Source organism: Dyella sp. OK584, from assembly GCF_057787755.1.
Window position 1 is genome coordinate 111,383 of sequence record NZ_CM173542.1, and the last position, 22,042, is coordinate 133,424.

A 22,042-nucleotide genomic window follows, 5' to 3' on the forward strand; every position below is an offset into this window, starting at 1 on the left:
GGTAGCCTTCGGGAGTTGCCGCGGTGGCTGAGTGGATTGCCCGCGTCGTCGATGCCAGCCGGCGCCATGCCTGGCAAGTGATCGGCGCCTACGCATTGGCAGGCCTGGCCTGTCTTGGCTACGCCTCCAGCCACCTCGGCATCGATACCGACACCGATCACATGTTCTCCGCACGGTTGCCTTGGCGGCAGCACGCGCTGGCGATGGATCGCCTGTTCCCACAATTCAACGATGTCATTGTGGTCGTGGTGCGTGGCAAGACGCCGGAGGAAGCGGAACTCACAGCCGATGCGCTGGCGCACGCAATGCAGGCGGATCACGCACATTTTCGCGATGTCGTGCGACCCGGTGCGAATCCCTACCTGCGCCGCGAAGGCCTGTTGCTGCTTGACGCGAAGGACCTTGGCAAGCTGCTCGATGGCCTGCTTGCGGCCCAACCGCTGCTGGGGCCTCTGGCCGGCGATCCATCGGCACGTGGCCTTCTGAAGGGCGTGTCGTTGATGGCCGAAGGTGTGCGCATTGCCCATGCGGACCTGACGCCGTATCACGCTGCGCTGGAGCAATTGCGCCAGGTGCTGCAAGCCTCGGCAAGTGGGCAAACCCAGCCCTTGTCGTGGCAGCAAATGCTGAGCTCGGATGTGATCCAGCAGGCCGACGCACCGGAGCTGCTGCTTATCCACCCCGTGCTCGACCGGGGCGCGCTTCAGCCCGGCCTTGCCGCCACCCAGGCGCTGGAGCGCACGAGGGCGCAATTGCCCGCGGTGCGCGAAGGCCGGGTCTCAGTGCACTACACCGGCTCGGTGGCGCTCTCGGACGTTCAATTTGGCGCGCTCACCGACGGCATCGTCGGCAGTACGGTGGTCAGCCTGTTGCTGTTGGCGTTGTGGCTCTATCTGGCGCTGCGCTCGTGGCGGCTGATAGTGCCCATACTGATCACCCTGCTCACCGGTTTGCTGTTGACGCTCGGCTTCGCGGCGCTGGCCGTGGGAACGTTGAACCTGATCTCGGTGGCGTTCGCCGTGCTGTTCGTCGGCCTGGCCGTGGACTTTGCCATCCAGTTCACCGTGCGCCTGCGCGACCAGCGCCAGCAGCATCACCGGCTGGCCGACGCGCTTGCTGCAACAGCGCGCTCGGCCGGTAGCCAGATCGCGGTAGCTGCCGCCGCGACAGCCTGCGGTTTCCTCGCATTTGCCCCAACGGCCTTCGTCGGCGTAGCCGAGCTCGGCATCATCGCTGGCACCGGCATGGTGCTGGCGTTGATATGCACGCTGACCCTGCTGCCCGCGCTGCTCGCGTTGCTGTGTCCAGAGGACAGCGCCGGCGATATCGCGCTGCCTTATGGTGCGGCGTGCGATCGATGGCTAAACCGAAGGCGTCATGGCGTACTGATCGGTTTCGGTCTGCTTGCGATCGCGGGACTGTTTGCCGTTCTGCACATGCCATTTGACGCCAACCCACTGCACACGCAGGCGCCGGACTCCGAGCCGATGCGGACACTGCAACAGATGGCCGACCACCCGGTCACCAACCCATTCAACATCGATATCCTCGCCCCCGATCTGGCGCAGGCACGCGCGTGGGCCGCGCGCCTGCAAGCGCTGGCGGAAGTATCGAGCGTGATCCATGCCGGCACTTTTGTTCCATCACACCAGCAGGCGAAGCTTGATCAGCTGGAGCAGGCCCAGGACCTGCTATTGCCTTCCATCAGCCTGGGTGCCGACCCGGCGGCCGTGACACCCGCAGCACTACGCGAGGCGATCGACGACAGCCGCGAAGCCATCGCGCGGGCCATGCCTGAACTTCCCGTCGATTCGCCACTACGCGGCATCGATACCGCGCTGGGCCAGTTGCGGCACGCATCAGACCCAACATTGCTGGCAATGAACGCGGCCGTGAGTCGGTTTCTTCCCACGCAACTGGATCGTTTGCGCGAATCACTTGAGGCGCGTGCCGTGACGCTGCGTGACCTGCCGGAGTCGATCCGCCGGGACTGGATAGCCGCCGACGGTCGCGTGCGCATCCAGGTGTCTCCAACGACCGATGCGCAAGACACCGCAGCGCTGCGTCGTTTCGTCGCCGCAGTGAAGGGCGTTGTGCCGAATGTCGGTGGACCGGCAATCACCACCATTGCCTCGGCCGACACCATCATGCATGCCTTCCAGCAGGCAGCCACGTGGGCCACGATCGCCATCGCTGTCGTCCTGCTGCTGGTGCTGCGGCGCTGGCGCGATACCGTCATCGTGTTGCTGACGCTTGCGATGTCGGCCTTGCTGACCGCCCTCGCGGCGCGCCTCGCCGGCATGTCGATCAACTACGCCAACATCATCGCGTTGCCGCTGCTGCTTGGCGTAGGCGTCTCGTTCAACGTGTACTTTGTCATGAACTGGCGCGCCGGCATGGACAGTTTCGTGGGCTCGGCATCGGCGCGCGCCGTGCTTTTTTCGGCCCTCACGACCGGCACTGCGTTCGGTTCGCTGGCGCTGTCGCACGATCTGGGTATGGCCAGCATGGGGCGACTGTTGCTACTCAGTCTTGCTGCCGTGCTGCTGGCAACGTTTGTGTTCCTGCCCGCACTACTTTACGCGCTCGGCCCGGCGTCTTCAGTGAAACGGAACGTTGAATGACACGCCGAAAGTACGCGGCGTCGACTGCTGCACCAGCATCGGGCCACCCAACGCCGCGAGAAAGTTGATCGCCTGGGCGTTCAGTGTGCCCATGGCAACGCGTCGATTCAGGGCATTGCGCAGATAGACATCCACGGTGATGCCATGCGCAAGGGTCGCACCGGCATTCAGATCGAGCAGACCGAATCCGGGCAAGCGAAAATCCGGATCGCTCGGATCGCCAGCGAAGCCTGCGTGGCGCATGGTCGACAGTCGCTCCGTGGCATTGACATAGGCGCCAAAGCCCGCCAGCTCGAATTGGTAGCGGGCATTGAGTGTGGCCGTGGCCCGCGCCGAATAAGGGAGCGGCGCACCCTCGCTGATGCCGATCTCGGGATTGCTGTCCAACGTGCGTGCGTAGGTATACGCGCCAGCGACGTTGAAGTTCCACGGACCGGTGTCGTAACTAACCTGTGCTTCCAGGCCATCCACACGCGCATCGCCGGCGTTCTGGATGATGGTGTTGCCCAGCGTATAGGTGAACAGCTGCATATGATGCCATTCGATATCGTAGGCATCCACACCAATATTCAGATGGCCGTCCAGATGGCTGCCCTTGTAGCCAATCTCGTAGCTCTGCAACTTGTCCGAGCCGAACGTATCCGACGCGTTCGTAACAGGGCCCAGGATGCTGCTGGTCAGAGGCGCCTGCAGTCCGCCAGGACGGTAACCCGTCGATACGCGGACGTAGTAGCTGTGACGGACATCCGGGCGATACGTGGCAGTGAGCATCTCGGTGATATCGGAGCTGTTTCGCCCGATGCTGAAACCACCAGGACTTCCCGCCACCGGGCCTTGTTCCTGGCTTGACAGCCGCTGCGAATCGCCATTGATGCGCGCCCCGGCCGCGAGATCAAAGGTGGGACCGACATGCCAGGTGAGGTCACCGTAGCCGGCATATTCCTCAAATCGTGAGCTGTGGCGCTGTTCGATCAGAAAGGTCTTTCCCGGCGCAGCGAGGTTGTCGCCAAGCAGCGCATATTGCGCCCACACATCTTCGCGATTGAGCCAGAGGCCGCCCAGCCAGTCGATGTGGTCACCCTTGCTGGAGGTGAAACGAATTTCCTGCGTGGCCTTGTGCACGGTGTAGTTGGAATCGACGTAAAGGTTGCTCAACCGTTGATCGACTCCGAGCGTGGGGCCCAGCAGGTTGAGCAGGTCGAGAAAACCGCTGGGATAGTCCTGCACGCTGCGGTTGGTGAAGTTCTGGTATGCACTGATCCAGTCCAGCGTCGCCCAACCGAAGTCGTAGCTGGCACGTAGCGCGTACAGCTGCAGCGTCTGCGTGAAGGGCTCACGATGGTTAAGGTTGCGGTTGTAGGGGCCGCCTGAGATCGGTTGCCCGTCGAGGCTGTAGTCAGCCATCGACAGGCCGTCCGCGGCGATGCGCTGTGCCGTGGCGCTGAGATTGATGCTTAGCCTGCTGGTTGGATCAAACTGCACCTGAGCACGTATGCCCTGTGTATGCGAGCGGTCCGCGCCGCGCGCAGCAACTGCACCGACCGCGTCGTAAACACCGGCGGCGTGCTGATCCACCACGCTCAGGCGCAGGGCAGCCACGTCCTTGGCCAGCGGCACATTCAGCGTGGCGCGCTCGGAGTAGTTCATACCGCCGTGCTGGGTGTTTGAGATATCCGCGCCGACGTTTGCGGAAACCGCGCTTGCATCGGGCTGGTGTGTCACGTACTTCACAAGGCCGCCCATCGAGCCCGCGCCATACAACGTGCCCTGCGGGCCATAGAGGAACTCGATGTGGTCCAGATCCAGCAGCACCGGGTCGAGCAGGAAGGTGGCGGACGCCGCATAAACCGTACTGCCGCCGATGGGTACGTCGTCGATATATAGCGATACCGTGGGGCTGGTCTGGTTGCCCGTGGACACACCGCGCATCACCAGTTCGCCCTGCCCCGTGCCGCCCTGGCTGGCAAAGAACACGCCGGGTTGATAGGACACATAGTCGTTGAGCGTACGCGCACCCATCTGCTGCAGCTGCTCCGCTGCCACCACCTCGACGTGCATCGGAACTTCACGCGATGGCTCGCGACGGCGATTGGCCGTGACGATGACTTCACCCAGCGTCACCACTCGCTTCGGTGCCTGCGTGCCCGGCGCTACTGAGCGGGGCGGTGCCGGCTGGTCTTGCGCCGAAGGCTCGACCAACTGCGCATGCAAAAGACCCCACGGCAACGCCAGCCCGATGCTCGCCAGCCAAACCGTGAAACCTCGCATCCGCACAGGATTGCTTGATCCAGACACGCGATCGGGCAAGGCGCCTCTCCCGGCAGGAATGGCATGCGCCCGGACAAACGCCCTACACCGGGCACTGACTTCTCAAGGTTTGGTCGAGTGTACGCCTATGGCACTTTGCAGCAACCGGAAGACGGTTCGCGCTCAGTCGCTGCGCCCGCCGCTGACCCGGTCGCGCTGTTCCAGATCTTGCGCGGTAAACACCTCGCCATAGCCGGCCGCCTGCAGCACGGCTCGCACGGCATCGCCCTGATTCCAGCCATGCTCCATCAGCAGCCAGCCACCAGGCTTCAGATGGATGCGCGCATCCGCAACGATGCGACGGATGTCATCGAGTCCGTCGGCACCGGACGCCAACGCGCTGACGGGCTCGAAGCGCAGATCGCCCTGCCCCAGGTGCGGGTCATCAGCTTCGATGTATGGCGGGTTGGAAACGATCACGTCGAAACGATCCTTCGATAACGGCGCGAGCCAGTCGCCGTGTGCGAAGGTGACGTTGCCGATGCCCAACCGCTCCGCGTTGCGCTGCGCGACTGCCAATGCAGCGGCGCTGGCGTCCGTGGCGACAACTTGCGCGTGCGGGCACTCCCGCGCGATGGCAAGTGCGATGGCGCCGCTCCCGGTGCCGAGATCGGCGACGCGAACGGCCTGGTCGATCGGCAGGCGATCCAGCGCCAGCTCCACCAGCAGTTCGGTTTCCGGTCGCGGGATCAGCGTGGCTGGCGTCACTTCCAGCTCCAGCGACCAGAAGCCGCGATGACCGGTGATATAGGCCACGGGCTCGCCATCGCGACGCCGCTGCACCAGTGCCGCGAAAGCGCCCGCATCCGCCGCATCCAGCGCATCGTCGGCATGTGCGATCAGCCAGCTGCGCGGCTTGCACAGCACGTGCACCAGCAGCAGTTCCGCTTCCAGCCGGTCACCCAGCTCGCGTGCCGCGTCGCCAAGCGCCTGGCGCACCTCAGCCACGCGGGAACGACTCATTCAGACGGCGAGGCGGCAGACGCAGCATGGTGGTATCCATCGACAGAGAGCCGACAGTGTAAAGCTTGCGCGCTGCGCGTCAGCTTGCTTCCGGATGCAGGTAATGATGCACGGCCTGGATCACCACGGAACCTTCACCAACACTGGAAGCCACGCGCTTGACCGAACCGGAACGCACATCGCCGACAGCGAAGATGCCCGGCTTGGTGGTGGCGAACGGTGACTCCAGCAGATGACCTTCGGCGCAGCGCCCCGTAAGCACGAAGCCGTGGGTATCGAGCGCAAGGCAATCGGTTAGCCAGTCAGTGCATGGTTCCGCGCCAATCATCACAAACATGTTACCCACCGGGCGCGTAGTGAGTTCGACCGTATCTCGATGACGCCAGGTGACATGCTCCAGCCGCTCCTCGCCATCGAGGTCAACAATTTCGCTGCGTGTATGCAAGGTGATGGCCGAGGACCTGGCGATGCGCTGCACCAGGTAGTCAGACATGGTCGCAGCCAATCCATCGGAACGTATGAGCACATGTACGTGCGATGCGAGACCCGAGAGGAATACCGCTGCCTGTCCGGCGGAATTTCCGCCGCCAACCACGACCACTTCTTCGTTCTTGCACAGATGGCCTTCCATCGCCGTGGCGGCGTAATGGATGCCCGCGCCTTCGAAGCGCGAATAGCCGGGAACATTGAGTTTGCGATAACGCGCACCGGTGGCGACGATCACCGCACGCGCACTAATGGTCTGCCCATCGTCGAGCATCAACCGATAAGGTTGCTCTGAACAGTCGACGCCTGTTGCGTGGCGCGAGATGGCCAGGCGAGCTCCGAACTTCTGCGCTTGCGCCTGCGCGCGTCCAGCCAGCGCCTGTCCGGAAATGCCGGTGGGGAAGCCAAGATAATTTTCGATCTTCGACGAAGTGCCAGCCTGCCCGCCGGGAGCAAGCCCTTCCACCGCGATGGTGGAGAGTCCCTCCGATGCCGCGTAGACAGCAGCCGCAAGACCGGCTGGGCCGGCGCCGACCACTACCACGTCATATACGAAATTCGGATCGATGGTTTCGGTAAGGCCAAGCTCGTCGGCCAGCTCCGAATTGCTGGGGTTTTGCAGGAAGCAACGCTCGGGGCAGATCACCACCGGCAACTGTTCACGCCTGAGCTGGAAGCTCGCCACGAAACCGTCCGCATCCGGATCGACCTCAGTGTCCAACAGCCGGTGCGGATATCCGTTGCGCACCAGGAAGCGCTCCAGCCTCAGCGTATCGGCGCTGTGTCCGGGGCCAACCAGCACGACGCCGCCGTGACCCTGCCGTATCAGGCCCACGCGACGCAGGATGAAGGCGCGCATGATGATTTCGCTGACGTCCGCCTCAGCGGCCACCATGCGACGAAACGCTTCCGAGCGCACGCGCACCACGCGACTGTCGCAGGCGACACGCCCCGAGGCGAGCACGCTGCGCTGGTTGAACAGATTCATTTCGCCGCTGAACTGCCTCGCGGCGTGGATCGTGAATACGTTTGCCTTCCCGTCCTTGTCCAGATCGAAGACTTCGATCAGGCCATCCAGCACCAGGAAGAAATCCGCACCGCGCTGGCCACGCTGGAACAGCATGGTACCAGCGGGTACACGCTCCTCTTCGCCATAAGCCGCGATGCGCGCCACCATCGCCGGATTCAGCCGCGGGAACATCTGTTCCTTGCGGTTCATCGGATCGGTGGGGTCGTACACCACTTCAGGCGTGGGCGTAGTAACCGACATGCATGACACCTCGTCGTTGGAGCCGGTCGCACGCGCCGGCGTCTTCCTGCTGGGTTATCGGCGCGGCGCAAAGAGGGACGCGGCTCCGTCTTGGCATCGTGCGCCCGCTGCGGTGTCGGTAGCAAGTCAGAGTGAAGAAGTTTCCATCGCCTGCGCGACCGCCTCTGCCACACGCTCACGGAACCAGCGGTGCGCCTGGTCTGCGTCTTTCGAATCGTGCCAGTAGGCCAGGATGGGAAAGGCCTTTACACGAATGGGTAACGGCCGCATGGCGATGGGCAGCAGCCCAGCGAGATGACTCGCGTACGCCTGCGGCACAGTGAGTAGAAGATCGCTGGCCGCCACGACCTGGCATGCCGAGAAGTAGTGCTGGCACACCAGCCGTACCTCGCGAAACATGCCGTTCTGACCCAGCAGCAGATCCAGTGCGCTGGACTCGCCCAGTGGTGAGACGGTGAGGTGCTCGGCGGCAAGGTAGTCGTCGCGGCGCAGCTGTTCGGTCAATGGATGATCGCGGCGCATCACCACCACCAGCGTCTCATCCAGCAGGTGACGATGTGCGATGCGTGCGCCGGCACGCAACGGCCGGTCCACGGCGAGATCCAGCGTACCGGTGCCCAGTTCGCGCTCCACGTCGTCGGCAGCCACGCGTCGACTCACGATGCGTACCTTCGGCGCCTCGCGAGCGATGCGCGCCATCAGACCGGGCAATGCAATGGATTCGAGGATGTCGCGAAACCCGATCACGAATTCCATCTGCAGCCGCGCCGCATCGAACTGGGGCTGGGCATGCGTACTGGCCAGCAGGCCCTTCAGATGCGCCTGCACCGTCGGCATCATCGCGCGCACTTTTTCGGTCGGAAGCAAGCGGTTGCCCTGACGCACAAACAGCGGATCGCCCAGGTGATCGCGCAGGCGGCCCAGCGCATGCGTCACCGCCGGCTGGGTCAGGTGCAGCACGCGCGCGGCGGCGCTGACCCCGCCGTGGGTGTAGATGGCGTCCAGCACGCGGAACAGGTTGAGATCGATGCGACTGTCGCGTTCCACGGATGGGTCCTCAAGGAGACTGCTACGCCAAGCAAGTGGCTGATACGGCAGGCACAAGAATGAGTCCGCCAGAACCTCTCCGTCATTCCGGCGAAAGCCGGAATCCAGTGACTTGGTTGTGCCACCAAGGCGCTAGATTCCGGCTTTCGCCGGAATGACGGATGAGAAGCTTTAGCTGACCAGTCATTCAAGTCATTAATGTCCGTCCATAAAGCATATTCATTTCACTAATTGGATGACAGGGGCGTAGGCTGCGACGGACTCAGGAGCCTGACCATGGACTTCACCCCTTCAGAGCGCACCCTGTCGCTCACCGAGCGCCTCAGCCGCTTCATGCGCGAGGAAATCCTCCCCGCCGAACTGGTCTACGCGTCCCAGCTGGCCGGCGGCGCCGACCATCGTCAGTGGCGCCAACCGGTGGTGATGGAACAGCTGAAAGTGCGGGCGCGCGCTGCGGGCCTGTGGAACCTGTTCCTGCCGGATCTGGAAGATGGCGCTGGCCTGAGCAATCTCGAATACGCGCCATTGGCCGAAATCATGGGCCACTCCTTCATCGCGCCCGAGGTGTTCAATTGCAACGCGCCGGACACCGGCAATATGGAAGTGCTGCATCGTTACGGGTCGCCTGCGCAACGCGAGCGCTGGTTGAAGCCGCTGCTCAATGGCGAGATCCGCTCGGGCTTTGCCATGACCGAACCGGACGTTGCTTCTTCCGACGCCACCAACATGCAGGCCACGGCACGCATTGAGGGTGACGAGGTGGTGCTCGATGGCCGCAAGTGGTGGACCACCGGCCTCGGTCATCCGCACTGCCGCTTCGTGATCTTCATGGGCCTGACCGATGCGCAGGCGGAGCCGCATCGCCGTCACAGCATGGTGATCTGCCCGCTCGATGCACCTGGCGTGCACATTGAACGCATGCTGCCGGTATTCCACGACTACGACGAACCCTCCGGCCACGGCGAGCTGAGTTTCCACGATGTACGTCTACCGCTGAATAACGTGATTCTCGGCCCCGGCCGCGGCTTTGAGATCGCACAGGGTCGGCTCGGCCCCGGCCGCGTGCATCACTGCATGCGCGCGCTTGGCGCCGCCGAACGTGCGCTGTCGCTGCTGTGCAAACGTGCACAGTCCCGCGTGGCATTCGGCCAGCCGTTGTTCAAGCTCGGTAGCAACGCCGACATCGTGGCCAACCTGCGCATGGCGATCGAACAGGCGCGATTGCTGACGCTGAAGACGGCGTGGACACTCGACACGCAAGGCAGCAAGGCCGCGCTCAGCCTGATCTCGCAGATCAAAGTGGTGGTGCCTGCGGTGGCACAGCAAGCGGCGGATGCAGCGATCCAGATCCACGGCGGCGCCGGCCTCACCGACGATTTTCCGCTGGCACAGCTCTACGCTTACGCCCGCGTGCTGCGTTTGGCCGACGGTCCGGACGAAGTACACCGCGCCGTCGTCGCCAAACTTGAAGCCAAGGCTCAGCTCTCGCAGGGATCCAGCGCATGACTGCCATTCCAGACCAGGCCCGCGCGGTACGCGAAGAAGATGCCTTCGACGTGACGCGCGTCGATGCCTTCCTCAAGCAGCATATCGATGGCCTCGAAGGCACGCCGACCGTCAGGCAATTTCCCGGCGGCGCTTCCAATCTCACCTACCTGTTGGGTTACGCCAACCGCGAACTGGTGTTGCGCCGCCCGCCGCGCGGCGCCAAGGCAAAATCCGCGCACGACATGTTGCGCGAGGCGCGCGTCATGCACGCGCTCAAGCCAAGTTATCCGTACGTGCCCGCCATCCTTGCGCGCTGTGACGACGCCAGTGTGATCGGCCAGGATTTCTACGTAATGGAGCGCCTCGAAGGCAACATCCTCCGGCGCGATTTGCCACCCGAACTGGGGCTCGACCGCAACGGTGTGCGCACGCTCTGCCTGGGTTTCATCGATCGTCTGATCGAGCTGCACAAGGTGGATGTCACGCAGCCGGGACTGAGCGACCTTGGCAAAGGCGAGGGCTATATCGCACGTCAGGTGACGGGCTGGAGCAACCGTTGGCGACAGGCCGCCACAGAAGGTTCCGACTCCTGCGAGGACGTGCTCGCGTGGCTTGAAGCCAACCAGCCCAGTCACGACAACGCCAGCTGCGTCATCCACAACGACTACCGTTTCGACAACGTGGTACTCGCACCCGACAACGCGCTCGACATCATCGGCGTGCTCGACTGGGAAATGGCCACGATCGGTGATCCTCTGATGGATCTGGGTGGTTCGCTGGCCTATTGGGTGCAGGCCGATGACGACAAGGTGTTCCAGTCGTTCCGTCGCCAACCCACGCACGAGGCGGGCATGCTCACTCGTGCCGAAGTGATCGCGTACTACGGCGAGCGCAGCGGACTGGACGTGTCACGCTTCGGCTTCTACGAAGTGTTCGGCCTGTTCCGCCTGATGGTGATCATCCAGCAGATCTACCGCCGCTATGCGCTGGGCCAGACCACCAACCCGCAGTTCGCCGGCTTCGGCGACGCCGCCCGCTACATGGGCATGCGTTGTCGTCGCCTGATTGCTGCGGAAGGCTAAGCGATGCGCGAGCTACTGCTGATACGCCACGGCCAAGCCAGCTTCAGTGCCGAGGACTATGACCGGCTCTCGCCGATCGGCGAGCAGCAATCGCGCCTGCTCGGCGAGTGGCTGGCCGCCTGCGGCTCGCAACCCGACCTGGTGGCGATCGGTCCGCGCGTTCGCCACCGCGACACGGCATCGCTGTGTCTGCAGGCAGCAGACATCGCGATGCAGCCGCTATTGCTGCCAGGACTGGATGAAGTTGACCACCATGAGCTGCTGGCACGCCAGCGTCCCGATCTCGCGGGTGCAGGCGCGTTGCGCGCCGAGCTGAAACAAGCCAAGGACCCTCATCGTGCGTTCCAGCAATTGTTCGCTGCAGCCATCGCGCGCTGGGTCAGTGGTGAACATGACCACGAGTACAGCCGCAGCTGGTTGTCATTCCGCGCCGACGTTCTTACGACCTTGCAGCAACTCACCGACTATCCCGCACGAACGATCTGGGCATTCACCTCCGGCGGCCCCATCGCGGTGATCGCCAGCGCCCTGCTCGACACGCCCATCGAGCACACGTTCAAGCTCAGCTGGCCGCTGGTGAACGCCAGCGTGACGCGACTGCGGCTAGGCTCGCGCGGTGCCACGCTGACGACGTACAACGCGTGGCCGCATCTGGAACGGGTCAATGATTCCGCACTGGTGACATTGCGATGAGTTGGCCTTGTTCTTCCATGCCATGCCGCCGCGCCCTAACGTCATTCCGGCCAAAGCCGGAATCCAGTGCCTGTCACCCAACAGCAAAGTCGCTGGATGACCAGCCCTTCGGCTGTTGTAAAGCACCTCCGGCTTTCGCCGGAATGACGGTAAACCCCAAACACCTCATCACCTTCAGGTAGGCCGCCATGACCATACCCAATCCCTTCGACCTCACCGGCAAGATCGCCATCGTCACCGGCGCTAGCCGTGGCATCGGTGCGGAGATCGCCAGGTTGCTCGCGCAGCATGGCGCGCACGTCGTCGTATCCAGCCGCAAGCAGGTCGACTGCCAGGCAGTGGTTGACGACATCGTGACAAGTGGCGGATCGGCCGAAGCCATCGCCTGCCATATCGGCGAAATGGAGCAGATCGAGTCTCTGTACGATAAAGTAGAAAAGACGCATGGACGTCTGAACGTCCTCGTCAACAATGCCGCCACCAACCCGTTCTTCGGCCACATTCTCGATACTGATCCTTCGGTGTTCCAGAAGACCGTGGATGTGAACATTCGCGGCTATTTCTACATGTCCATGCATGGTGCCCGTCTGATGGCAAAAAACGGTGGCGGCTCCATCGTCAACGTCGCCTCGGTCAACGGTGTGGTACCGGGCGTGGCGCAAGGCATCTATTCGATCACCAAGGCAGCGGTGATTTCGATGACCAAGGCGTTCGCGGTGGAATGCGCCGAACAGGGTGTGCGCTGCAACGCGCTGCTGCCTGGCCTTACCGACACCAAGTTCGCTTCCGTGCTGGTAAACACGCCGGCCATCCTGAAACAAGCGCTGGCCCACGTGCCGATGCGCCGCGTGGCGCAGCCGTCGGAGATGGCCGGCGCCGCGCTCTATCTCGCTTCCAACGCGGCCTCCTACACCACAGGTGCGGTGCTGAATGTCGACGGCGGCTATCTGTGCGTCTGATCCCAAGGACTCTCCCATGACCCAACCCCTTCCGCAGCGCGCCGCCGGCAAGCGCGCTTTTGTTACCGGAGCCGCTGGCGGCCTCGGCTCCGCCATCGCACGCATGCTTGCCCGGCACGGCGCCAAAGTTTTCCTCACCGATCTTGATGGCGATGCGGCAGCGGCGCTAGCTGCCGATATCAACCGTGATGCCAATACGCAAGTGGCCTGGTCCGCGCCGCAGGATGTGCGCGACGAGGCAAACTGGGAGCGCACGCTTGCGGAGGCGGCGCAGGCCATGGGCGGCATCTCGGTGTTGGTCAACAACGCGGGCATCGGTTCGCTCGGTGCGATAGAAGCCATTGAGCTGAAGGAATGGCGTCGCGTGATGGGCGTCAACGTGGAAAGCGTCTTGCTCGGCTGCAAGCACGCCATGGCTTATCTGCGCGATGCGCAACCCGCTTCCATCATCAACATTTCCTCGCTGGCCGCCTTCAAGGTCGATCCGGACTACACGGCTTACAACACGTCGAAGGCAGCCGTGGCTATGCTGACCAAATCCGTTGCGGTGGATTGCGCGCGGCAGAAGATCGACGTGCGCTGCAATTCCATCCACCCCGCCTTCATCCGCACCGGCATCGTCGCGCCATTTTTCGAGAAGCTGGGCGAGGAAGAAGCCACGCGAAAGTTGGTGCGCGGTATCCCGATGCACCGCTTGGGCGAGCCAGACGATGTCGCCTACGCCACGCTTTACCTCGCTTCCGACGAAAGCCGCTACGTCACTGCCGCCGAGCTGGTGCTCGATGGCGGCGCCCGCGCCGTCTGATCCTGGAGATCACGCCATGAGTTTTACGAATCGGCAACTGCTGCTGAAAACCCGACCCGAAGGTCTGGTGCGCCAGGAGAATTTCGAGCTGCGCGAACAACCCACGTCAGAACTGGCGGATGGCCAGGCGCTGGTACGTGTGCTGTATCTGTCGATGGATCCAACCAATCGCGTGTGGATGAGCGATATTCCGCAGTACATGCCGCCGGTGGCGATCGGCGAAGTGATGCGCGGGCTTGGCCTTGGCCGCGTGGTCGCGTCCCGGTCGTCGCGGTACGCGGTGGGTGACCTGGTGCAGGGTCTGGTCGGCTGGCAGGACTACGCCGTCATCGACGACGCCCATGCAAAAGACTGGGTCAAGCTGCCGCCGAAATCACCCGTGGCATTGCCCACATTGCTCGGCGCCTGTGGCTTCAGTGGCATCACGGCGTATTACGGCCTGACCGAGATCGCACCGGTGCAGCCCGGCGAAACGCTGGTGGTATCGGCGGCGGCCGGTTCGGTCGGCTCCATTGCCGGCCAGATCGGCAAGCTGCGCGGCGCACGTGTAGTGGGCATTGCGGGCGGTGCGGAGAAGTGCCGCCACCTGGTCGAGGATCTCGGTTTCGACGCGGCCGTCGACTATAAAGCCGACGACTTCAAGAAGGCACTCGCTGCGGCAACGCCCGATGGCGTGCACGTGAATTTCGAGAACGTGGGAGGCCCGGTGATGCGCGCGGTGCTGTCTCGCATGGTCAACGGCGGCCGCGTGGCACTGTGCGGCCTCATCGCCAACTACGCCAGCGGCGGCAAGCCATCGGACGACTACAGCGTGATCATCGTCAAGCGTCTCACCGTGCGCGGGTTCCTCGCGTTCGACTATCGCGACACGCAGCGCGCCGTGCAGGACCTGGTGGGCTGGATTCTCAACGGCCAGATCAAGGCCGGCGAAACCGTGGCTGATGGACTGGAGAACGCGCCGCTGGTGCTCAACCGGCTGTTTGATGGAAGCCATACCGGCAAGCTGGTGTTGCGCGTGGCAAGTGAGGACTGAGATACATCGAAGGGTTGCGGTCGCGCACATGGTGCGCTCCTACAGGGCTGCCGCAACCTTGTAGGAGCGCACCATGTGCGCGACCGTGCATCGCATGCCGGAAACGCCACGACAAACATGCCGTGGCGTTTTCCCTTCACTCCGCAGCCGCGGGCACTGGCGGTGGCTCCACTACCTTGGGTTTGCGCGGTCGCCAGTAGCCGCCATGGCTCCATGCCTCGAAGCCCCAGCGCAACCAGCCGATCAACGCATTGGCCAGCCACAGTGCCCACAGCAGCATGGCGATCTTGTAGACCCACAACGACACACTGAAGACACCCGCCTGTGGCAACACGCTGTCGCTCTGATCGGCAAACCAGCGGAGCTGCCACGCAGTGGAATCGTTGCCAGCCACGTGCATGTCAGGCAGCCCAAGCAACCCCTTCGGCACGGCGGAGATCAAAACCGCCAGCGCTGCCAGCGTCACCAGCGCCAGCCCTGTTTGCAGCAAGTTGAAGCTGGTGCCGAAGCGTTCCGGCAGCACCTGCCGCGCGCGCAGTCCCAACAGGATCAACCACGCCACCACCAGCGCGTAAGCACCCCAGGCGAACGCCGAGAAGCCCAGCCCAAGCAGCAGCCACTGGTGGAACCGCAGCGGCGTGGGTGCGTAGTGCGACAACAACCACGCAGCGACCAGCAGCACGAGCAGCTGCGACCAATACAACACGGCCGGTCCCGCCGTCGGGCCCCAGGTCCACAGCACCCAGCGGCTCTCTGGCAGGGCGTGACGCAAGGCGATGTTTGCCGCTGGAGCATCCAGTGAGAACACCGGCGTGCGCGTGCTGATCGAAACACCTTGCGGCTCTCGCAGTCGCAACGCATAGCGGTGCGCGCCGGGCAGCAGTGGCAAGCTGATCTTGCCATCGCGAATGGCCAGGCTCAGCGGCGTCCCGTCACGCTGCGCTTCGAGCAGCTCCGCGCCAGCAGGCAAGCCGATGGCGTGCTCGCCACCGCGCGTGCTGCGCGCCATGAGCACCAGCTCCGTTTCGGTGGCGCGATCACCAGCGCGGCTCTCCACGGTCACTTCGTCGAAAGCCAGGCTATCGCCTGCCGTTGCCTTGGGCTGGCTGATGGCCACCTTCAGGCTTTCACCGGGCAGCGGCTGGAAGCGCAGCCCGTCGTCGCTGACGCTGGCCGGCACACCCTGCGCCTCCAGGTGCCACATCGGTGCCGACTGCAGCACCCATTGTTCCGCGCGCTCGCCCAGTGGCGGCGCGCTCAACGCAAGCTTGTCAGTGCGATCAAGCCGACTGTCCCAGCTCACTTCGTTCTGGCCGGCGTTGAAAGTGACGCCAATGCGGCCGTCATGCACACGCGCGTTATCGCCCAGCGGGTGCTCGCCCGGCAGCAGCGGCAACTCCAGGGTGAAGCCACCGTCGACGGGCGCGATGCGTTCCACGGTGTTGCGCACCGTCCATTCCGTGCCCAGCTCCAGCGTACGCGTGAGCTTCACGAACGGCGGAAACGCCTGCGCCACTGCACTCATGGCTTTACCGTCGTCCGACGTGCGCACGCGATTCAAGGCAAGGCTGTCGCCAAGCAGGCGATTGTCGTCCAGTCCGTCGGACGTCCAGCCATCGCCACTGAAGGTCACGCGTTGCGGATGCAGGGGAAAGTGCAGGCTCGCTGTTTCCACCGATGCCACGCGATAGCGCAATGCCACGCGATGCACGCCGCGGTCGAGTTTCAGCAGCAGTGCATCGGACTTGCGAGCCAGCGAAGCATCCCGGCCATCCAGTGACACCGATTGCAACTGCATCGCACCGTCACCTTGCGGCAATGGCACGGCGATGGAAGCACCCGAATGGATCTCCATATCCAGCGATACGTTATCGCCACCGACCTGGAACATCGCCTGCGCCACCGATGCGCAATCGGGCGCACAGATCGGAGCTTCGGTCAGGCGGTTGCGCAGCTGGGCGAGCAGCTCATCGTTCGGCATGGATTGCGCGTGCGCGCCATGTGGCAATAGCGCGAGCGCCAGCAACGCTGCCGCGCCGCCCTGGAAACGCCAGCGACGCCAGTGCGGCTGCATGGGTTGCAGCAGACCAAGCGCGAGTTTGCCCAAAAGCATGATCAGCAGCGCGGGCATGGATACGCGTAACACGCGCACCAGCCAGGCCGGTGCTATCACCAGCCGCGTGGACTGCTCCGCTGTCACCGGGCCAGACCAACCCAGGCGATAGTTGTTGCCCGTATTCCAATGTGGCGTGCCGCGACCTGCCTGGATGATGCTGTGCGCATCCTGTTCCTGGCCTACGGTCATCGCGGCAGTGATCCGTGTCCCCGTGACGGTGACGGTCTCCAATTTGCGTTGAGACGGCATCGGCCTGACCTGCTGCAATGCCTTGGCCTTATCCAGACGCCCCGCGATGATATCCGCGGGAGGGGCAGCGGGCGCCGGCGCCGCATTCGTCGATGCCTCCTCGACAGCCGACGCAGGTGCGGAAGCCAACCGATCCTCTTCCATTTCTGCCGGCGGCTGAATGAATCTGGCAGCCAATGCTGCCTCGCCCATGCCGCGACCTTCCAGTTGCGGATGCAACGCATAGTTCATCTGCGTGGCCGTGAACGGCAACGTCCATAGCACGGCCAGTACCAGCAACGCGCCTGCACCGATACGCGAGAAGACGCGAAGCCGCCCTTCCGGCAAAGCACGCATCAAAAGAGCGAGTGCCAGTGCGACAGCCAACGTCCAGCGAGGTGCATCACCCTCGTGCTGCGACAACGCGAGGAAGCCTACTGCCACCAGTGACCACGGCCAGCCAAGCAGTCGGCCAGCGAGCAAGGCGATCAACGCCACCACGAAAAGATCGAGCAGACTCCATTGCGCGATCCACGAGTCGGGGGAGTGGTCCGCGCCAGCGGCTCCAATGAGGCGATAGCCATAGGGCAGGTGCAAGGTGGCGTCGATGCCTTCGAGCGGCAGCTGCCAACCACCGCTTGGCATGATGCCGCGCTCTGGCATGCGCAATCCGGCGGAAAGGTTGACCTGGGTCTCGCGCAACTCCACGCCGCCTTGTTGCTTACCGGTCGCAGTGACCAACAACGGCGTACCACCCTGCGACGCATTGAGCAGCTGCCACGGAGTGGCAACATCCAGCCGCTGGCTGTGACGCAGGGTGCCCGTGAGGCGATCCGCCGCGCTCAAACCATGGCCATCGAAATCGAGCCACAACTGACGATGCAGCGTGAGCTGATCGCCCTGCCCACCTTCTCCGCCACGCGTACCCTGTTCAACGGCAAGCCCTTCGGCATCGTCTAGCACATAGGCCGGCAGCGCTTGCCAAGCGGCGGGCACATCGGCCTGCCCGGCATCGGTGGCTTGCCCTTGCACGCGCGTACTGCGCAGCGAGGGATCGTCGGCATAACTCCAGATCTCCTGTTTCGGCCACGGCTCGCCGGGCAAGCTGAGACCGATGTGCTCAAGCACACCGGTGCCGCGTGCACCCAGCGACAGCGTCCACTGGCCAGGGCGCAACTGCACACGCAGGCGACCGTCATTTTCCAGCCGCGCCGGCAGCTCGCCTTCCAGCGACGTGGCGACAAAACCCTTGGGTAGCACGGGGCCGAGGAGCTGTTCGCGCGCGCTGCCGGTGACGTTGATCTGAAGCTGAGTTTCCAGCATCGCCGGCAGGCCGTCGGAGAGGCGGCGGAACACGCGCAGTGACAGTGCATCCGCGGCACGCTGCGCGGCAGCGGCTTCGCCGAGCGTGAGTTGATCGTCGTTGCGCTCGATGCGGCTCACGGCATTGCCATCGAGCGTGAGTGCGACGAGTCCGATCGTACCCGGCACGTGCAGGCGAGCTGGCCGGCTGCTCCATGGCAGCACGCCGCGCAAGGCATAGTCGCCCGGTTCCAGTTGCAGCGCGGGTGTGCCGTCATGATCGAGCACCGCAATGGGCTTGCCATCGGCGCTCACCTGCTGCGGCCAGCTGTGTGCATCGCCGGGGAGACTGACCCAGCTGCGCGCATCCACATGCACATCGAGACTGAAGCGCGCACCGTCCTTGCCGGCATCGAGCACCAGGCGGCCCGGCCACGCACATTGCCGTTCCTCGGCAATACCGCCCTGTGTGGCAAGCACGGGACATGCGTGCTGCGGCACGTCGTGCAGTACCCATGGCTGCCAATCCCGCAAAGGCGGTGGTACGTCCTGCGCCAACACTGGCGCCACCATCAACACGAGCGGGCACAACCATTCCCACGGACGACGCATGTCTTTCTCCCTGACTACCCTGGGTGGGCCGGCCCAGTGTAGGTGCCGACCAAAGGCCACGGAAAGCACCCTCCTGCCATGAAACGGCATCCCCTCGCGGATGGGGTTGGCCATCGCCCATAAAAAACGCCGGGCGGTTCGCACCGCCCGGCGTACGTCGGATGACGCAGGATCAGCCGCTGATCGCGGAGTTGCCCTGCTTTTCCTTCAGCGCGGTGCAAAGCACGGTCGATTCGGTCGTCTGCGCCAGGCCACGCTCGGCGCCGGTCACGTCCTTCGCGCGGGTCTTGAAGAACGCCTGGAGGCGATCGGCTTCGACCTGCGAACAGCCGCCACCACCAATCAGGCCGGGCAGCTGGCCGCCGGCGAAGCTGCCCGTGCGCTCCACGATCTTGTCGTAGTTGGTGGTTGCCCATTCCCACGAGGCATCGCGCTGCTCGCGCGTGTCGCGGCCGCCACGCAGCAGCATGGCCATCTCACCCACCTTCACCTTCTTGTCGAGGGCGAAGTTGCGCACCTGGATGGCCAGCGCCGGATCGTTCGCTTCGCTCAGGCCATCGAGCATGGCGTTGCGCATGGCCGGGTCGCTGGTCTGCGGCAGTTCGGCGACAAGCGCGTCCACGGCGCTCTTGCCGCGTTCTTGCACAGCCACGCCCAGCGCAGCGCCGAGCAGGTCGTGATCGGCAGCGCCAAGGTCGAGGTGACCATCGGCATTGCGCTTGAGCGCCGCGTCGCCCTGCTTCAGCAGCTCGGCGCGCACTTCAGGCAGCTTCACTGCCAGTGCCAGTTCTTCGGCCAACGTGCTGCGCAGCAGCGAATCGCTATCGGCCTCACCTGGCTTGCGGTGATAACCCAGCTGCGTGAGGCGCGGCAGGTAGGCGTCCTTGGCCCATGCGGCAAGCTTGGCGCGCTGCGCGTCGGTCTGCGCGAGGTTGCGATAGATCCAGTTGAAGCTGGTGAGCGGCGCAGTGGCGACTTCGCGCGTCTTGGACGAAGTCAGCGGTTTGAGCGCGGCAAGCACGTTGCTGGCGTCGAGATCGCCATGCTTGAAGCTGGAGAACACCGCATCGGCATAGGCGAGCTGCTCGGCGTCATCGAGCTTGCCGACCTGCTTGCCGAGCTTGGCCAGATCGTCCTTGGCCATCGCAAAACGGTAGTAGCCCGAACCGTTGGCGTTGGGCAGCACCCAGGTCGCCTTGCTGGCACCGTTGAGCACCATGGTGCCCTCCGCCTTGTCGAACAGCTCGCAGCTCACCTTGCTGCCGTCAGCAGTACCGTAGCGCACGCACATCGGCACGCCCCACACCTGCTTGTCGTCGCCCTTGCTGCCCACCGGCAGGTAACGGCTCTGGCTGAGATGCAGCACGGTCTTGCCGTCTTCCTGCGCCAGCCTGGTCTGCACGTACGGCACGCCCGGCTGGTTGAGGAAACTCTTGAAGGCCTGCTTGAAGTCGTTGCCCTTGTCGGCAGCCTTGGCGATGGAGTCGATCAGGTCGTCGGCGGTAGCGTTGCCAAACTTGTGATCCTGGATGTAGACGCGCATGCCCTTCTGGAACGTGGCTTCACCCACGTAGCCTTCGAACATGCCAAGCACCGCCGCACCCTTCTGGTACGTGATGCCGTCGAACGCGGTCTCGATGTCGCCGTTGCCGGTGATCGGCTGGCGGATCTTGCGCGTGGTGACCAGGCTGTCGCCGTTCATCGCACCCTGCGCACCGCGCACGCGGTCAAGATCGGCGCGGTATTCCGGATGCACCTTCTGCGTCACCTTCTGCTGCATCCAGGTGGCGAACGCTTCGTTGAGCCACAGGTCGTCCCACCATGCGAGCGTCACGGTGTCGCCGGTCCACTGGTGGGCAAGCTCATGCGCGGTGACGTTGAACGAACCGCGCACGTAGTTGGCCGGGGAATCCGGATCGAGCAGCAGCAGCCAGTCGCGGAAGGTGACCAGGCCCGGGTTCTCCATCGCGCCTGCGGAGAAATCCGGCGCGGCGAGCAGATCGAGCTTGTCCCACGGATAGCCGAAGCCGTAGTAGTCCTCCAGCGTATGGATGATGCTCGGCGTTTCGCCCAGCACGTGCTGCATGCGATGGCCCTCGCCCTTGGCGGCAACGCCGCGCAGTTCGAGCACCTGATCGCGATACTGGGTCGGCGAAATGTCCGGCCCCTTCACCACGTCCCACGGACCCACGCCGAACGCGACCAGATACGTCGGCAGCGGCTTGGTGGTGGAAAAGGTCAGGGTCTTCCAGCCCTTGCCGGCAGCTTCTTCCTTCACCTGCTTGGTGTTGGCCACGCCCACTTCGTCGGTCGGAATGGTCAGGCGGATATCGAACGGCGTCTTGATGCCGGGCTCGTCGAAGCCGGGGAACGCGTAACGCGCGCTGATCGGCTCCATCTGCGTCATCGCATACGGCTGGCCTTCGTGACTCACCTTGTACAGGCCCTGCAGCTGCTTGTTGAGCGGCGCGCTGTACTCGATGGCGACGATCAGCTCCTGTGGCGAGAGCTTGCCGCCAAAGTCGATGCGCACCACGCCTTCCTGCGGCGCCACGTCCACGTACTTGCTCGCGTGCTTCTTGCCGGCGGCGTCGGTCACGGTGACCTTGCCCACCTTCAGCTCGCGGCCGTGCAGCCACAAGTGATCCGACGCTTCCGTCAGCTTCACCTTGATGACGGTGGTGCCGGAGAAATCCTGCTGGCGCGGATCGACCTTGAAGTCGAGCTGATAGGACTCCGGCTGCGCCCAGCCCGGCAGCTTGCCGTGAGGCTGGTCATCGGCGGCCGGCGCGGCCAGGGCGGCACCGCAACAGGCGGCGAGAGCGGTAAGTGCGAGTGGACGAATAAAACGACGCATGCGTGAAAGCTCCCCTAGGACGAACAAACCTCCACGCTAGGGTTGCCATGACTAGTGACCCAGTGCCAGAAGGCATGGAGCACGGTGGCGCAGCGTGCTCGCTATCCCATCAAATGATTGATGCGGATGCACATCTGCCGCAGATCATCGCCCGCAGAAGCATTGTTCAA

General features: G+C 64.0%; 13 protein-coding genes. 7 read left to right on the forward strand and 6 right to left on the reverse strand.

Annotation, left to right across the window (positions count from 1 at the left end):
• The first annotated feature begins 23 nt into the window (after nucleotides 1-23).
• On the forward strand, nucleotides 24-2,624 hold the full coding sequence (locus AC3CBN_RS00490; RefSeq protein ID WP_488634877.1) for an MMPL family transporter: 2,601 nt from the start codon (nucleotides 24-26) through the stop codon (nucleotides 2,622-2,624).
• Here the strand turns inward: AC3CBN_RS00490 and AC3CBN_RS00495 are convergent.
• The 4 genes from AC3CBN_RS00495 to AC3CBN_RS00510 form a co-directional block, all read right to left on the reverse strand.
• Nucleotides 2,601-4,892, reverse strand: a complete 2,292-nt coding sequence (locus AC3CBN_RS00495) for a TonB-dependent receptor (RefSeq protein WP_488634878.1) — start codon at nucleotides 4,890-4,892, stop codon at nucleotides 2,601-2,603. The two genes, AC3CBN_RS00490 and AC3CBN_RS00495, sit on opposite strands and share 24 nt — an antisense overlap.
• A 162-nt stretch (nucleotides 4,893-5,054) precedes the next feature.
• On the reverse strand, nucleotides 5,055-5,894 hold the full coding sequence (gene prmC / locus AC3CBN_RS00500) for a peptide chain release factor N(5)-glutamine methyltransferase (protein ID WP_488634879.1): 840 nt from the start codon (nucleotides 5,892-5,894) through the stop codon (nucleotides 5,055-5,057).
• 79 nt (nucleotides 5,895-5,973) lie between these two features.
• Entirely contained in the window at nucleotides 5,974-7,650 is a 1,677-nt protein-coding gene (locus AC3CBN_RS00505) for an FAD-dependent oxidoreductase (RefSeq protein WP_488634880.1), read from the reverse strand.
• 126 nt (nucleotides 7,651-7,776) lie between these two features.
• Complete coding sequence (locus AC3CBN_RS00510) at nucleotides 7,777-8,697, reverse strand: LysR family transcriptional regulator (protein WP_488634881.1); 921 nt, start codon at nucleotides 8,695-8,697, stop codon at nucleotides 7,777-7,779.
• A gap of 276 nt (nucleotides 8,698-8,973) precedes the next feature.
• Between AC3CBN_RS00510 and AC3CBN_RS00515 the strand changes: the two genes are divergently transcribed.
• From AC3CBN_RS00515 to AC3CBN_RS00540, 6 genes are all read left to right on the forward strand, one after another.
• Nucleotides 8,974-10,203: an acyl-CoA dehydrogenase family protein gene (locus tag AC3CBN_RS00515; protein WP_488634882.1), complete on the forward strand. Its 1,230-nt coding sequence runs from the start codon at nucleotides 8,974-8,976 to the stop codon at nucleotides 10,201-10,203.
• A complete protein-coding gene (locus AC3CBN_RS00520) occupies nucleotides 10,200-11,267 on the forward strand; it encodes a phosphotransferase family protein (RefSeq protein ID WP_488634883.1) in 1,068 nt (355 codons plus the stop codon). Before AC3CBN_RS00515 ends, AC3CBN_RS00520 begins: the two co-directional genes overlap by 4 nt.
• Nucleotides 11,268-11,270: 3 nt before the next feature.
• A complete protein-coding gene (locus AC3CBN_RS00525) occupies nucleotides 11,271-11,960 on the forward strand; it encodes a histidine phosphatase family protein (protein WP_488634884.1) in 690 nt (229 codons plus the stop codon).
• Nucleotides 11,961-12,148: 188 nt separating this feature from the next.
• Nucleotides 12,149-12,919, forward strand: a complete 771-nt coding sequence (locus tag AC3CBN_RS00530) for an SDR family oxidoreductase (protein WP_488634885.1) — start codon at nucleotides 12,149-12,151, stop codon at nucleotides 12,917-12,919.
• 16 nt (nucleotides 12,920-12,935) lie between these two features.
• Nucleotides 12,936-13,724, forward strand: coding sequence for an SDR family oxidoreductase (locus AC3CBN_RS00535; protein WP_488634886.1), 789 nt, complete (start codon nucleotides 12,936-12,938; stop codon nucleotides 13,722-13,724).
• Between the two features lie 16 nt (nucleotides 13,725-13,740).
• Nucleotides 13,741-14,757: an NADP-dependent oxidoreductase gene (locus AC3CBN_RS00540; protein WP_488634887.1), complete on the forward strand. Its 1,017-nt coding sequence runs from the start codon at nucleotides 13,741-13,743 to the stop codon at nucleotides 14,755-14,757.
• 136 nt (nucleotides 14,758-14,893) lie between these two features.
• On the opposite strand, the gene AC3CBN_RS00545 is transcribed toward AC3CBN_RS00540, so the two are convergent.
• Together AC3CBN_RS00545 and AC3CBN_RS00550 are read right to left on the reverse strand one after the other, a co-directional pair.
• A complete protein-coding gene (locus AC3CBN_RS00545; protein ID WP_488634888.1) occupies nucleotides 14,894-19,015 on the reverse strand; it encodes a hypothetical protein in 4,122 nt (1,373 codons plus the stop codon).
• A 172-nt stretch (nucleotides 19,016-19,187) separates the two neighbouring features.
• On the reverse strand, nucleotides 19,188-21,872 hold the full coding sequence (locus tag AC3CBN_RS00550; protein ID WP_488634889.1) for a M1 family metallopeptidase: 2,685 nt from the start codon (nucleotides 21,870-21,872) through the stop codon (nucleotides 19,188-19,190).
• Nucleotides 21,873-22,042 lie beyond the last annotated feature (170 nt).

What these genes read in the sequence shown, in the direction of transcription:
- AC3CBN_RS00495 (WP_488634878.1), bottom strand. Translation starts at nt 4,892, where the DNA reads ATGCGAGGTTTCACGGTTTGGCTGGCGAGCATCGGGCTGGCGTTGCCG.
- prmC (WP_488634879.1), bottom strand. Translation starts at nt 5,894, where the DNA reads ATGAGTCGTTCCCGCGTGGCTGAGGTGCGCCAGGCGCTTGGCGACGCG.
- AC3CBN_RS00505 (WP_488634880.1), bottom strand. Translation starts at nt 7,650, where the DNA reads ATGTCGGTTACTACGCCCACGCCTGAAGTGGTGTACGACCCCACCGAT.
- AC3CBN_RS00515 (WP_488634882.1), top strand. Translation starts at nt 8,974, where the DNA reads ATGGACTTCACCCCTTCAGAGCGCACCCTGTCGCTCACCGAGCGCCTC.
- AC3CBN_RS00520 (WP_488634883.1), top strand. Translation starts at nt 10,200, where the DNA reads ATGACTGCCATTCCAGACCAGGCCCGCGCGGTACGCGAAGAAGATGCC.
- AC3CBN_RS00525 (WP_488634884.1), top strand. Translation starts at nt 11,271, where the DNA reads ATGCGCGAGCTACTGCTGATACGCCACGGCCAAGCCAGCTTCAGTGCC.
- AC3CBN_RS00530 (WP_488634885.1), top strand. Translation starts at nt 12,149, where the DNA reads ATGACCATACCCAATCCCTTCGACCTCACCGGCAAGATCGCCATCGTC.
- AC3CBN_RS00535 (WP_488634886.1), top strand. Translation starts at nt 12,936, where the DNA reads ATGACCCAACCCCTTCCGCAGCGCGCCGCCGGCAAGCGCGCTTTTGTT.
- AC3CBN_RS00540 (WP_488634887.1), top strand. Translation starts at nt 13,741, where the DNA reads ATGAGTTTTACGAATCGGCAACTGCTGCTGAAAACCCGACCCGAAGGT.
- AC3CBN_RS00545 (WP_488634888.1), bottom strand. Translation starts at nt 19,015, where the DNA reads ATGCGTCGTCCGTGGGAATGGTTGTGCCCGCTCGTGTTGATGGTGGCG.
- AC3CBN_RS00550 (WP_488634889.1), bottom strand. Translation starts at nt 21,872, where the DNA reads ATGCGTCGTTTTATTCGTCCACTCGCACTTACCGCTCTCGCCGCCTGT.